The 13,894-nt window shown below is 58.2% G+C and carries 11 protein-coding genes and 1 other RNA gene; 7 read left to right on the forward strand and 5 right to left on the reverse strand.

Annotated features, from left to right (window positions below; genetic code table 11):
- Nucleotides 1-143 precede the first annotated feature (143 nt).
- Nucleotides 144-908 carry an RluA family pseudouridine synthase gene (locus ACB031_RS10820; protein WP_371139536.1) on the forward strand — a complete coding sequence of 255 codons (765 nt, stop codon included), beginning with the start codon at nucleotides 144-146 and terminating at the stop codon, nucleotides 906-908.
- A 124-nt stretch (nucleotides 909-1,032) separates the two neighbouring features.
- Here the strand turns inward: ACB031_RS10820 and udp are convergent, their stop codons facing one another.
- On the reverse strand, nucleotides 1,033-1,788 hold the full coding sequence (udp, locus tag ACB031_RS10825; RefSeq protein ID WP_005298967.1) for a uridine phosphorylase: 756 nt from the start codon (nucleotides 1,786-1,788) through the stop codon (nucleotides 1,033-1,035).
- Between the two features lie 391 nt (nucleotides 1,789-2,179).
- On the opposite strand from udp, the gene yiaY reads away from it, so the two are divergent.
- The 3 genes from yiaY to ACB031_RS10840 all read left to right on the forward strand — a co-directional run bounded on the left by yiaY (nucleotide 2,180) and on the right by ACB031_RS10840 (nucleotide 4,565).
- Nucleotides 2,180-3,331: an L-threonine dehydrogenase gene (yiaY, locus tag ACB031_RS10830; RefSeq protein WP_019838594.1), complete on the forward strand. Its 1,152-nt coding sequence runs from the start codon at nucleotides 2,180-2,182 to the stop codon at nucleotides 3,329-3,331.
- Between the two features lie 135 nt (nucleotides 3,332-3,466).
- Complete coding sequence (locus ACB031_RS10835) at nucleotides 3,467-3,805, forward strand: outer membrane protein assembly factor BamE (protein ID WP_011705347.1); 339 nt, start codon at nucleotides 3,467-3,469, stop codon at nucleotides 3,803-3,805.
- Nucleotides 3,806-3,929: 124 nt separating this feature from the next.
- Entirely contained in the window at nucleotides 3,930-4,565 is a 636-nt protein-coding gene (locus ACB031_RS10840; RefSeq protein ID WP_371139537.1) for an NAD(P)H-binding protein, read from the forward strand.
- An 83-nt stretch (nucleotides 4,566-4,648) separates the two neighbouring features.
- Here ACB031_RS10840 and ACB031_RS10845 read toward each other — a convergent pair whose 3' ends face one another.
- Both ACB031_RS10845 and ACB031_RS10850 read right to left on the reverse strand, forming a co-directional pair.
- A complete protein-coding gene (locus tag ACB031_RS10845; RefSeq protein WP_010634537.1) occupies nucleotides 4,649-4,996 on the reverse strand; it encodes an RnfH family protein in 348 nt (115 codons plus the stop codon).
- Nucleotides 4,989-5,423, reverse strand: a complete 435-nt coding sequence (locus ACB031_RS10850; protein WP_005298951.1) for an SRPBCC family protein — start codon at nucleotides 5,421-5,423, stop codon at nucleotides 4,989-4,991. The genes ACB031_RS10845 and ACB031_RS10850 overlap by 8 nt, the downstream gene beginning before the upstream one ends.
- Nucleotides 5,424-5,592: 169 nt before the next feature.
- Between ACB031_RS10850 and smpB the strand changes: the two genes are divergently transcribed.
- Both smpB and ssrA read left to right on the forward strand, forming a co-directional pair.
- Nucleotides 5,593-6,081 carry an SsrA-binding protein SmpB gene (smpB, locus tag ACB031_RS10855; RefSeq protein ID WP_017766150.1) on the forward strand — a complete coding sequence of 163 codons (489 nt, stop codon included), beginning with the start codon at nucleotides 5,593-5,595 and terminating at the stop codon, nucleotides 6,079-6,081.
- 179 nt (nucleotides 6,082-6,260) lie between these two features.
- Nucleotides 6,261-6,620: a transfer-messenger RNA gene (ssrA, locus tag ACB031_RS10860) on the forward strand.
- A gap of 77 nt (nucleotides 6,621-6,697) precedes the next feature.
- Here ssrA and ACB031_RS10865 read toward each other — a convergent pair.
- Nucleotides 6,698-7,759, reverse strand: a complete 1,062-nt coding sequence (locus tag ACB031_RS10865; protein WP_226014371.1) for an HNH endonuclease — start codon at nucleotides 7,757-7,759, stop codon at nucleotides 6,698-6,700.
- On the reverse strand, nucleotides 7,743-8,408 hold the full coding sequence (locus tag ACB031_RS10870; protein WP_043170116.1) for a bifunctional 2-polyprenyl-6-hydroxyphenol methylase/3-demethylubiquinol 3-O-methyltransferase UbiG: 666 nt from the start codon (nucleotides 8,406-8,408) through the stop codon (nucleotides 7,743-7,745). Before ACB031_RS10870 ends, ACB031_RS10865 begins: the two co-directional genes overlap by 17 nt.
- A 219-nt stretch (nucleotides 8,409-8,627) precedes the next feature.
- Between ACB031_RS10870 and ACB031_RS10875 the strand changes: the two genes are divergently transcribed.
- Nucleotides 8,628-13,832, forward strand: coding sequence for a RecQ family ATP-dependent DNA helicase (locus ACB031_RS10875; protein WP_371139538.1), 5,205 nt, complete (start codon nucleotides 8,628-8,630; stop codon nucleotides 13,830-13,832).
- Nucleotides 13,833-13,894: the final 62 nt, after the last annotated feature.

Here is a 13,894-nt window from a genome sequence, read left to right on the forward strand (position 1 = left end):
ACAAGGAGCCATACCTTAGCAAGCCGCGGCTGCATTAACTCTGGAAGGGGTCACAAAATGGCCCCTTCCCTGCGTTATCAAGCAGTTAGTCACAAGACGAGGGCCGCCCCTGCAGTTATTCGCCGTGCCCCGCCGGTTCGGGTATGATCCCCCTCCCTTTCCAGACCGTGCGCCCCATGTCCGTCATCGTCGATACCTTCATCGCCCCGCCCTGTGCGGCCGCCATCGAGCTCCTGTTTGAGGATGAGCACCTGCTGCTCATCAACAAGCCGAGCGGCCTACTGAGCCTGTCGGGCAAGAACCCGCAGAACCTCGACTCGGTGCACCACCGGCTGGTGCAGGATTATCCCGGTTGCGCCCTGGTCCATCGCCTCGATTTTGGCACCTCGGGGATCATGCTGGTGGCCAGGAACAAGGCCATCAACGCCCTGCTCTGCCACCAGTTCAGCCAGCGCACCGTGAGCAAGGCTTACAGCGCCCTGCTGTGCGGCCACCTGGCCGAAGACGAAGGGGTGATCGACGCCCCCATCGCCAAGGATCCGGCGCTGTTTCCGCTGATGAGCATCTGCGCCGTCAGCGGCAAGCCCGCCCGCTCCCGCTATCAAGTGATTGAGCGGCTGGAGCAGCAGATTCAGGGACAAACCGTGCCGCTGACCTGGGTCAGACTGGTGCCGGAGACCGGCCGCACCCATCAGCTGCGCATCCACAGCCAGCAGCTGGGCCATCCCATCCTTGGTTGCGATCTCTATGGCGGCCTGCTGCCGCCCGGCTGCGAACAGGCGCCGCGGCTGATGCTGCACGCCAGTGAACTCGATTTTGTTCATCCGGTCAGTCGCGAGCCGATGCAGATCCGCTGTGAGGCGCCCTTTGCGCTGGCGCTGGCGACCATGACGGGGCAACAGGGATAACTCAGAAGGAAATAGAGGGGAAAAAGAGAAGGGGAAAAGCGGTAAACGGCGGATAAAGATAGGGGCCGTGCTTTCGCAACGGCCCCCACCCCCCACTCGGTACTCTTTGTTACAAAGAGGGCTATCAGATCAGTTTGCGGGCAGCGCCCAGCACGATCTTGATGGCATCAGATTCGGTCTTCGCCATGGTCTCGGCGTTCGGGATCTCTTGCTGGGTACGGTTCACGATGACACCGGCCACCATACCGGCACGCAGGCCCTGGCTGGAGCACATGGTCAGCAGCGTCGCGGACTCCATTTCGAAGTTCAGCACCCCCATGGATTGCCACTCTTTCATGGAACCCTGGAAGCGTTGTACCACGCGGCCGGAGAAAGTGTCGTAGCGCTCCTGACCCGGGTAGAAGGTGTCAGAAGAGGCGGTAACGCCCACGTGCAGCTTGGAACCCAGCTCCTTGGCGGTGTTGACCAGCGCAGTGGTGCAGTCGAAGTCGGCCACGGCCGGGAACTCCATCGGCGCGAAGTGCAGGCTGGCACCGTCGAGGCGCACGGAGCCGGTGGTGACGATCACGTCGCCCACGTTCAGGTGCGGCTGGATGGCGCCGGTGGTGCCGATGCGCAGGAAGGTACGGATGCCCAGCTGAGCCAGCTCTTCCACCGCGATGGAGGTGGACGGGCCGCCGATACCGGTGGAGCAGATGATCACGGCCTTGCCGTCCATCTCGCCGCGCCAGGTAGTGAATTCACGATGGCTGGCCAGGTGCACCGGGTTATCCAACAGCTCTGCGATGCGCTTCACGCGCTCGGGGTCACCGGGAACGATCGCCAGGGTGGCGCCTTGCAGATCCGCTTTTTTCAAACCCAAGTGAAATACATCAGACATAGTGGACTCCTGGTTGCTCCCCACCAGCATGGTCAGGGGCAAGTTAAGGTGATTCTTTATGGTACTTTCAAGCCTTCACTCCCCTCGTCGGGGAGGCGCCAACTATGGTCGAAAGCGCTTTCCAATTCCTTGAAGCATCTCACACTTCCTTGCATTGACAGCCACAAATTCGGCGCAAAACGTTTGCTAACTTGATGAATTAATTGAAAAACGTTTTTCTGTTCGCGAACAGGCTAGCGCGCTTGTCAATCCCTGTCGCGGCCCATGTTTCCGGTACGTGATCGAGTCCATAAAGTTGCAAAGCAGATACCATTGACCCCTTTTCATCCCCCCTGACGGTGCTATGTTGGCGCCCGTATACCACTTAATGGCTAATCATACGGAGTCCATCATGGCGACATTCAAGTTCTACATTCCCGCAATCAACCTGATGGGAGCAGGCTGCCTGCAAGAGGCGGCAGCCGATATCAAGGGTTATGGCCATCGCAAGGCGCTGATCGTCACCGACAAGATCCTCAACCAGATTGGCGTGGTGGCCAAGGTGGCCGGCCTGCTGGCAGAACATGGCATTGAAAGCGCAGTTTTCGACGAGACCAAACCCAACCCGACCATGACCAACGTGGAAGCGGGCCTGGCCATGCTCAAGGCCAATGGCTGCGACTGCGTCATCTCGCTGGGGGGCGGCTCGCCCCACGACTGCGCCAAGGGGATCGCCCTGGTGGCCGCCAACGGTGGCAGCATCAAGGATTACGAAGGGGTGGATCGCTCCGCCAAGCCGCAACTGCCGCTCATCGCCATCAACACCACCGCCGGCACCGCCTCCGAGATGACTCGCTTCTGCATCATCACCGACGAGGCCCGCCACGTGAAGATGGCCATCGTCGACAAGCACGTCACCCCGCTGATGTCGGTCAACGACCCCGAGCTGATGCTGGCCAAGCCGGCCGGCCTCACCGCCGCCACCGGCATGGATGCGCTGACCCACGCCATCGAGGCGTATGTCTCCACCATCGCCACTCCGGTGACCGATGCCAGCGCCATCATGGCCATCCAGCTCATCGCCAAACATCTGCGCACCGCGGTCAACCACGGCGACGATCTGCACGCCCGCGAACAGATGGCCTACGCCCAGTTCCTGGCCGGCATGGCCTTCAACAACGCAAGCCTGGGTTACGTGCACGCCATGGCCCACCAGCTGGGCGGTTTCTACGACCTGCCGCACGGGGTGTGCAACGCCGTGCTGCTGCCCCACGTGCAGGCCTACAACGCCCAGGTGTGTGCCGGCCGCCTGAAGGACGTGGCCCGTCACATGGGAGTAGACGTGAGCGCCATGAACGATGAACAAGGGGCTGCCGCCGCCATTGCCGCCATCCAGCAGCTGGCCCGCGACGTCAAGATCCCGGCCGGGCTGGAGCAGCTTGGCGTCAAGGCCGACGACTTCAACGTGCTGGCCGAGAACGCCCTGAAAGACGCCTGCGGCTTCACCAACCCGAAACAGGCGAGCCACGACGAGATCGTCGCCATCTTCCGCGCCGCCATGTAAGGGCACAATGGGCAGAAAGGGTCGCATGGCGGCCCTTTTTATTGGCTGATGGATCAATGGCTTTTTACTTCCGTAGAGGGAGCCGGTATGATTTGCCGAGCTTAAAAAGACTTGAATGGATGATCTGAACTCGATATGCGGATGAAACACCTGATTGCCGCGGCCCTGACCGCCCTCACCCTGTCCGGTTGCAGCCTGGTCTATCGCATCGATATTCCCCAGGGCAACTATGTGGAACAAAAACAGGTCGACAAACTGCGCCAGGGCATGACCCGCGAGCAGGTCGAGTTCGTGCTGGGCTCCGCCATGCTGCGCGATGGCTTTGACCCGAACACCTGGTACTACCTCTATGAATTCCAGCCGGGGCGCGGCGAAAAAGAGCGCAAGGAGCTCACCCTGACCTTTGCCAACGACAGATTGGCCACGGTCACCGGTGACTTCCCGCTGCCAGCAGCCTTCCATACCCCGCTCTGATCCCATCCACAAAACCGGCCTCGCGCCGGTTTTGTTTTAACGCCGCCGGCCACCCATTCCCCCCTTGCAGAGGGCTCCCCCTCGTCCAATACTGGCCTCGATTCAATCACACAGGGAGAGCAGCATGAGCCGGATCCTGATCGCCGGAGCCACTGGCCTCATCGGCCGCGAGCTGGTGCGGCAACTGCCCGCGGAGCATGAACTGACCCTGCTCTGCCGCAAGCCCGGAGAGCCGCAGCCCACCCATCATTGGCTGCCGGTCAATTTCGATGAACTGGCCGAGGTGAATCTGCCCGAGCCGGTGGATCTCGCCTTCTGCTGCCTTGGCACCACCCGCAAGGAGGCGGGCTCCGCCGAGGCCTTTCGCCGGGTCGATCTAGACTATGTGCTGGCCTTTGCCGAGCTGGCCCGTCGCCACGGCTGCCAGAGGCTGGTGGTGGTCTCTAGCCTGGGGGCCAACCCGCACTCCCCCGCCCTCTATCCTCGTACCAAGGGGGAGATGGAGCAGGCTCTGCTGGCCCAGCCCTGGCAGCGGCTAGCCATCGTGCGCCCCGCCATGTTGCTGGGGGATCGCCAGCCGCCGCGTCGCTCTGAACAGTTTTTCCAGATCATCTATCCCTTGCTGAAGCCACTGCTGGTAGGCAGGTTGCGCCGCTGGCGCGCCATCGAGGCCGGCCAGGTGGCCCGCGCCATGATCACCCTCTCCTGCCAGCCCGCCGGCTGCGAAGTGGTCGAGAACGAGCGGCTGCTCCAGCTGTAACGAAGCGCCCCGCTTGGCGGGATGACGGGATCAAAAAAGGCGCCAAGGCGCCTTTTTTAGATGCGGTGTCGAGCCAGAGGCTCTCAGTCGGACTGTTTGCGATTGGCATTGGGCCGACCGCCGGTCACCACGTCGGCACGCCCCTCCTCCTTGGCCTTCTCAGCGCGCTTCTTGCGCATCTCCTTGGGATCGGCGATGAGCGGACGGTAGATCTCGATGCGATCGCCATCTTGCAGCAACTCGGAACCTTTGACCGGCCGGCTGTAGATGCCGAACTTGTTGACCGCCAGATCGATCTCGGGGTGCTTGCTCATGATGCCGGACTGCTCGATGGCGGCCTGCACCGTCGTGGTCGGCGCCACCCGCAGCCGCAGCACTGTCTGTTGCTGAGGCAGGGCATAGACCACTTCGATATTGAGTTGATCAGGCACCGTACACCACCTTGGCGCGGTTGGAGAAGGCCAGCACCATGGAGCTCACCAGGTCGCGGAAGATCTGGCCAAACGCCAGCTCGATGAGTTTGGAGGTAAATTCGAAATCGAGGTCGAACTCCACCTTGCAGGCATCCACATCCAGCGGGGTGAAGGTCCACCAGCCCGCCAGCTTGCTGAAGGGCCCCTCCACCAGCTCCATCTTGATCTGCCGGTTGGCCTCGAGCAGGTTGCGGGTGGTAAAGGTCTTGGCAATCCCGGCCTTGGCCACATCGACCGATGCCGTCATATAGTCATCGCCGGTCTCGTGGACACGGCTGCCGACACAACCGGGCAGGAACTCCGGATAGGCGTGAACATCATTGACCAGCCTGAACATCTGTTCTGCGCTGAACATCACCAGGGCACTGCGAGTAATACGGGGCATGGCTTTTCCTCATCCAATCGCCGCGATTTTATCACCATGTTTGCGCTTTTGGAGGTAAAACCTCGGTCAAACTGCTCATAAAGCCATCAGTTGACCCGCTGCGCGTTTTACAGCCGCCCTTGCCCACGTATAATGCCCTCCTCCCAGTCATTGCCGGAAATCGCCCGTCATGAGCAAAAAAAACAGTAAAAACAAAGCCGGGTCCAACACCATTGCACTCAACAGAACCGCGCGCCACGAATACTTCATCGAAGAGAAGATCGAGGCCGGTCTGTCCCTGCAAGGGTGGGAAGTCAAATCCCTGCGGGCGGGCAAGGCCAACATCAGCGAAGCCTATGTCATCTTCCGCGATGGCGAGGCCTACCTGTTCGGCTCCAGCTTCCTGCCACTGCAGGCTGCCTCCAGCCATGTGGTGTGCGACCCGACCCGGACCCGCAAACTGCTGCTGAGCCGTCGTGAACTCGACAAGCTCGAAAGCCTGATCGCCCGTCAGGGCTATACAATCGTGCCGCTCGCCCTCTACTGGAAACAGTGCTGGGTCAAGGTCGAAATCGGCCTGGTGAAGGGCAAGAAAGAGCACGACAAGCGCGAAGACACCAAGGCCCGCGAATGGGATCGGGAAAAAGCCCGCATCATGAAGAACAAGAACCGCGGCTAATCCGCGTGATGCTGCAAGGTCCGGGCTCCTGCCCGGACTTTTTCTTTTCCGGCCCGCCGCTTACCCGTACCCGCCAGGCGTGCGCACAATAAATCGGCAAACGGAGCAGCTACCTGCGGGAATGACCATCAACGCCTTGCCATGGCAGGATTTTTGCGTACAATCCCTCTTAACAACTTGGGGCTGATTCTGGATTCGACAAGATTCACGAAACCCAAGGTGCATGCCGAGGTGCGGTAGGCCTCGTTAATAAACCGCAAAAAAATAGTCGCAAACGACGAAAACTACGCACTCGCAGCTTAATAACCTGCGCTGAGCCCTTCTACCCTAGCTTGCCTGTGTCCTAGGGAATCGGAAGGTCATCCTTCACAGGATCGTGTGGAAGTCCTGCTCGGGGCGGAAGCATTAAAACCAATCGAGCTAGTCAATTCGTGGCGTGTCTCTCCGCAGCGGGTTGGCGAATGTAAAGAGTGACTAAGCATGTAGTGCCGAGGATGTAGTAATTTTGGACGGGGGTTCAAATCCCCCCAGCTCCACCAAACGTTTGGAAAGGGCCACCTCGCAAGAGGTGGCCCTTTTTATATCCGGCATCCTGACGCTTAAAAAGATTCACGCCTCACCAAGAAGGCATGGAAATATCCAACCCAGGCACAGTAACGTCAACAAACTCGTCAATGCCCCGCCACAACCTAACCTGCTCGCGAACGGCCTGCTGATAGGCCCAGGTCACAATAGCGGTAGAACGGTCGGCATCAACCCCCACCAAAAGCCCGAGCTCGTCGGTGAGGAGTGTTCCATACATCACAATATTCTGCTCATACCAGGCATCCCTGTGCTCTGGCGCTGCGAGGAAGTCTCGCTTGCTACGATTGCAGTTGGAATGTGCCAGCACGAAGTTGTGACCCAGATCGAGAGGATAGCGGCGCCAGGGGATGAAGTGATCCACCTCGCCAGCCCCCTGTATCGCCTTGCGGCAGTAAAAGCAGGTTCCCCCCTGCAACTCTCTCAGTACTTTCCCCACCCGTCCCAGCCCCTGCCGGCGTGAACCAAAGAGAAAATCTTCCAGCCCCACACTGGGGCCAATCAGCCCCTGATTGCCCTTTATATCGCAGATAAGTTGCAACCAATGTTGTCGGGAGAGGGAAACCACCAGATCGTAAAAGCGATGAAGACAGTAGAGAATACCGGGGTTCAGGCAAATGTGATCCGCCCCCTTGCGATGAGGATAGAGGTGGCACACCTCCTGACCTCCCAGGATCTGCAAACGCCATAACGGGCCTTCAATCAGGATACGCCGCACTCGGGCAATGAGAGGCCGCCAGGCAGAATGGTCCCGCAAAGCGGTCACCGAACTCACACCCTCTTCACGCAGCCGAGACAACTCCGTCAGCATGATTGCCTGACGCCCGCTGCTCTGCTTGAGCAAGGCAGCACTTTCTTCCGTTGCCGAGTAAGGTAGAGAGTGCTGCCAGTAGAGCTCAACAAACTTGGCTGCAAGCTCATCCAGCGTGATGGTACGGGCCGCTGCCAGTTCATGGTTATCGGCATTGCGCCCGATGGCGATATCTGCAATCCCGTGCAGCAAGGCACACTTGTAAGTAGCCACAAAATCGCCTTCGGTGAAAATGCGTTGCAGATAAGCGATAAAGGCAAGTTGTTGCTCAGGGGAGGCGTGCATGTGTTCCCCCCAGGATCAGGCTCTGCCAACTTAGCTCACCACGAGCCATTACATCCTGTTGTAGGGCCGAGGCGTGGAGGATCGTCAGCCCCTCCTTCCATGCCAGACATTCAACTTCCTCGAGGCTCACCGGGAACATAGCCCGCTCCCGCATCTCCTGCTCTGATACGGAGAAGCGAAGACTCAACACCAGATAACCCTGTGGCGAGAGCAGCTCACCAAGACGAGCCAAGGCCAGCGGGCGATCCGCCAAAGACAAATGCATCCAGACCGCACTGAGCAGGATCAGATCAAAAGGGCCGATTACATGAGAGAGTGCTGGCATGGAATCATTAACCCACGTCACCGCTAGCGTGCGAGTATAGCGTTGACCCAACGCACTGAAGGCGTGACAAGGCTCGACCGCCACCACATGGTGGCCAGGGTTCAGGCCACCCAAAAAAGCTGCATCCCGTCCACTGCCCGCCCCTACGTCAAGCAGTCTGCGTGGGGCCACCATCAGCCAAGGTTCCAGCAATGTGAGCCAGTCACCATGAACGGCACGGGCCGGGAGCTGCTGATAACGGGCTGCCAGTTCGTGGGCATGGTACTGGTAGTAAGCGAGAGACACGATGCGTTCCAATCGGGAAAGGAAGAAAAATAATCTCACAGGATCAGTGAGTTGGCCATGACTAGTACAACACTTTCCAAACATGAACGATTAAGGGACAGAGGCATTTACAAAACCGGGAGTCCGCCAAAAGAACCGCAGCCAGGGGCTCCAAATGATGGCACCGTTCAATATTTCGGGTAATATTCATCCAACTCACTGATCTCTTGGCACTTATTATCGCAATGAGAGGTCAACGCCAGATGGAGATGGCTATTGATGAACCCCCTTGTTGTCGTCACCCCGTTTGGGGATGACAAGATTCTCTCCTTTGATCTTGAACTAACCCGAGATGAAAAACTGCGTCACTTAGGGGCGCTCCTGGCGGAACGTGAGCTCAATCTCAAAGGGCCGCAAGAGCTCTCCATCAAGGCGCTCAATGCACTGGCACAAGACGCAGACCTGATCCTTGGCCACAACATTCTCGATTTTGATCTCCCTTGGCTGGCCAAACAGGCTGTACGTCCACAACTGCTTCTCGATAAGCCTGTCATCGATACCCTCTATCTATCGCCTCTCGCTTTTCCCAAGAATCCCTATCATCGCCTGGTGAAGGATTACAAGCTGGTACGAGATACCCTTAACGATCCGGTCGCCGATGCAAGGCTCGCGTTGCAGATCTTCTCCGAACAGTTGGCAGCCTTGCAGAACTTGCCTCTACCCCAGCTGCAGCTCTATCAATATCTTTTTAGTCAAGGCGTCACGGCGCAGTTCAATACTCAGGGACTCTCCCTGGTGTTTGCCCGGTTAACGGGTAGACCTCTAGTCAGGGTCTCCGAACTGCCCACCCTAATTAAGAGCATTGCTCATGAGAAGGCATGCCCGAATCAACTTAGCCGGGTAATTGGCGATGCCCTGCACCAACCCATGCTGCTGTTGCCTTTGGCCTATGCCTGCGCCTGGTTGCCGGTTTCCGGCGGTAACTCAGTGTTGCCCCCTTGGATTTGGCGCCGTTTCCCTCAAACGGCAGAGATCATCAACACAGTTCGTGAACACCATTGTGGCCAAGCTGACTGCAGCTACTGCCAGGAAAACCACGATGCACGCGGTCATCTGCAGCGTATCTTTGAACTCGATGATTTCCGTAATCTGCCTAACGGAGAGCCACTGCAGAAAACCCTGGTCGAAGAGGCGATGGCAGGCACGCCCTTGCTTGGGATCCTGCCTACCAGCGGTGGCAAATCGCTCTGCTACCAACTCCCTGCCCTGGTCCGCAATCAGCGTAGTGGCGCCCTCACTATCGTCATCTCGCCGCTGCAGGCACTGATGAAGGATCAGGTGGACAATCTTAAATTCAAGGCCGGCATCGAAGGGGTGGCCGCCATCTCCGGTCTGCTCACCCTGCCCGAACGCGGTGCGATCCTAGAGCAGATCCGCATGGGGGACATTGCGCTTCTCTACATCTCCCCGGAGCAGCTTCGCAACCGTACCGTAAAACAGGCCATACGGCAGCGTCAGGTCGGTGGCTGGGTGTTTGACGAGGCGCACTGCTTGTCGAAATGGGGCCATGATTTTCGACCCGACTATCTCTACTGCGCCAAGGCGATCGCCGCCATTGCCACTGAGCAACAGGTTCAGGTTCCCCCCGTCTTTTGCTACACCGCCACGGCCAAGCTGGATGTGATTCAAGATATCTGCGATCAGTTTCTCGATAAGCAGACCCGACCACTACTCAGACTCGAAGGTGGGGTGGAGCGCACCAACCTCGAGTACCAGGTGATCGAATGTCCCGGGCTTAATAAACAGGGCCATATTCTCAATCTGCTCGAGCAGTTCTTCGGTGAGGGCAGGCCTGGCTCCTGCGTTATCTATTGCGCAACCAAACGCAGCGTCGATGAGCTAGCCGACTTTCTTGGCCAGCAACAGTCCCTCACTGTCGCCCGTTTTTATGCCCGCATGGACAACGCCCAAAAGAAGGAGACCCTGGAGCAATTCATCAATGGCGAGATCCGGGTCATCTGTGCAACCAATGCCTTTGGCATGGGGATCGACAAAGACGATGTACGATTGGTCATCCACGCTGACATTCCCGGCTCCCTCGAAAACTATCTGCAAGAGGCGGGTCGAGCAGGCCGCGACACGCATCAGGCGCACTGTGTTCTGCTGTTTGATGAGCAGGATATAGAGAAGCAGTTCCGACTCGAGGCCATGAGTGAAGTCAGCCTGCGCGACATCAAACAGATACTGCGCGGGATACGAGTGAGAGCCAACAAGGGAAACCGGCAGGAGAACCCGGCACCGCTGGTTGCGACCAGCGCCGAACTCATCAATCAGCCCGAAGTAGAGACCAGCTTCGCCGCCGACGACAACAATGCCGACACCAAGGTCAAGACGGCTATCGCCTGGCTCGAGCGAGCCGGATATCTGGAACGCAGCGACAATATCACCCAGGTGTTTCAGGGCCGTCCCCTGTTTACCTCCACCGAAGAGGCCATGAAACGGGTTGATACCCTGAAACTTGCCCCCAAGGCTAAAGCCATCTGGCAAGCCGTTATTCAAGCGCTCATCAATGCAGATGACGACGATGGACTCAGTGCCGACACCATTGCCGAAGAGGCGGGCCAGTACATGGTCGATCAGGGAAGCGGAGTGCAAGCCAGTGAAGTGATGCGCGTGCTCACTCAAATGGCGGATGTGGGATTGCTCTCGCAAGGCATGCTGCTCACCGCCTGGATCCGCCCCAAGGGGAAAGACAACGCCCGGGTACTTTGTGGCCAGGTACACAGCATTGAAAAGGCGATGCTCGCAACCCTGCGGGAACAATTGCCAGTCCCCGAGCCCAACATCGGTCACCCCCTCAACATGCGACTCCTCAACCAGGCCATCAAGGAGCAGGGCCATGAGCAATGTAACCCTGGTTTGCTACGTAACCTGTTGACCAGTTGGTCCCAAGATGGCCGCTCGGGTGGAGAGAAAGGTGCAATTGATGTGAGATACCTCTCCCGGGACCACTACCAGATAACATTCAACCGCACCTGGTCCCAAATCGAGCAAACCATCGATCAGCGCCATGCCGTTACCGGGGCAGCGCTCGACTTTCTCTACACCCAGTTAGCCAGCAGTGAAGAGAGTGTCCAACGTCAGGTCATGATCTCGTTCGCCCTAGAACAGTTAATCAAATATCTGCGCGAAGATATGGATGTGGCCCAACTGATGGGCAAGCGGGAGGCAAGCAGCCAACAGGAGTGGCTACTCAAGGGGTCTGAGCGAGCACTGCTCTATCTGCACGAGCAGCATGCCATTGTGCTACAAAATGGCCTCGCCGTTTTCCGCACGGCCATGACATTGACTCTGACGGCGGAGCGCCAGCAACAGTACAACAAGGCAGACTATCAACCCCTCGAACATCACTATCGCCAGAAGGTTATTCAGATCCATGTGATGAACGAATATGCCCGCATTGGTCTTGAGCACTTCAAGAAAGCCAGGGATCTGGTGACCGACTACTTCTCCATGGAAGCTGACAAGTTCCTCGGCCACTACTTCAAGGGAAGAGGCAAGGTGTTAGAGCTGGCGACCAGTGAACACTCCTGGAAGCGTATCGTGGAAGAACTGCACAACCGACCACAAGAGCAAATAGTTCAAGCCCCGCCCGAGCAAAACTTGCTGGTACTGGCAGGGCCAGGTTCGGGCAAGAGCAAGGTGATCATTCACCGCTGCGCCTACTTACTGCGGATCAAACAGGTCGACCCGGCCAAGATCATGCTGCTTTGTTACAACCACAACGCGGCCATGTCCTTGCGCCGCCGCCTGGTCGAACTGCTGGGACGCGATGGTGCCAGGGTCTCGGTCTTCACCTTCCATGGCCTGGCCATGAGCCTTACAGGCAATGCAGTGCAGAACCGCACCTCGGACGATATCAACTTCACCGCCATCATCGATGACGCCATCAAGCTCTTGCGGGGAGAGCAGAGTCAGCTCGGCCTCGAGATCGAAGAGCAGCGGGAGCGCCTGCTAGGGGGACTGCAATTTTTGCTCGTCGACGAGTATCAGGACATAGATGAACAGCAGTACCAACTTATCGCAGCACTGGTAGGCAAGAGTGAGGAAGATGAAGAGGCCCGCCTGCATCTGATGGCCGTGGGGGATGATGACCAATCGATCTACGCCTTTCGTGAGGCAAATGTCAGCTTTATTCGCCGCTTTGAGCAAGACTACAACGCCCAAACTCACTTTCTGACCTGGAACTACCGCTCCACCGCCCACATCATCAACACCTCAAACCGCTTGATTGAGCACAATCAGGATCGCATGAAGCGCAGGCACCCCATCGAGATCGACGACCGGCGCAAGATTGAGGTAGCCGGGGGGCTCTGGGAGGGACTGGAGACCGCACAAGGCCGCGTCATCATCCAGCAGTGTCAGGATGCGGCCCAGCAAGCCGCTGAAGTGGTGAGACATATTGCGCTCATCCGTGAGAAGGATCCCACCTGCCCTTTGGAGTCTATTGTCGTGTTGGCCCGTAACGGGCTGGAGAAAGATGAGCTGGCCTGGGTTCGCTCGGCACTGGCAGATGCCGACATACCCTGCCGCTTCACCCTGGATAAAGAGAATGGTTTCCCCGTGCATCGCTGCCGTGAGATCTTGCGCTACCAAAGTTGGCTACAACAGCAAGGCCATACCTTGCTGACGGCAGACCAACTTGCAGCCCCCCTCCCCCCGCTTGCCCAAGCCAACCGCTGGGAAGCGCTACTGCACAGTCTGATTGCTCAGTGGCAAGCCAGCCAGGGGGAGCATGCTCTTTCGGCCCACCACTTTCTGATGTTCCTCTACGAATATCTGAGCGAGCAAAGACGCCAGATCCGCTTCGGCAAGGGAGTGCTGCTCAGTACCGTGCATGGGGTCAAGGGGGAAGAGTATCGCCATGTGCTGCTACTCGACGGTGGCTGGCAACGCGCGGCAGAGCTATCAGCCGGTAACCTAGAAGAGGAGCGTCGCCTCTTCTATGTGGGGATGACCCGCGCCATCGACAGGCTGGTTCTTATGGCTCGCCAGGATCAACGTAACCCCCATATTCCACTGATCGCCCCCCACTGCTTCACGCAGATTCCAAGCGCAACAAGACCGAACAAACAACGCCGCTTTGCCATGATGGGCATGTCGCAACTGGTATTGGGGTATGCAGGGCGCAGCAACGAGACCCACCGTATCCACCGGCTCCTCAGTCAGCTAAAGGTTGGCGATGCAGTGCGCATTGCCCCCGATAAAAACAACAAGCTTCACGTCTATCACCAGAGTCACGAGATTGCCCGCCTCTCACAGCAAGGAGAAGAGACCTGGCGGTTCGATCTGAATACCATCCGCGAAGCCCGAGTGATCGCGCTGGTGGAGCGGCGCAAAGAGCAGGAGAAAGAGGATTTCCAACCGGGAATGCGCAGCGAGCGCTGGGAGATCCCCATCATAGAGCTGGAGCTGGAGCTGTAGCTGTAACATCTGCGCACAGTACGGCCAAACGGAGACCAACGGCAGTTTTCATCAGATGGCCC

It is taken from the genome of Aeromonas sp. S8(2024), assembly GCF_041403085.1.
GTDB lineage: Bacteria > Pseudomonadota > Gammaproteobacteria > Enterobacterales > Aeromonadaceae > Aeromonas > Aeromonas dhakensis.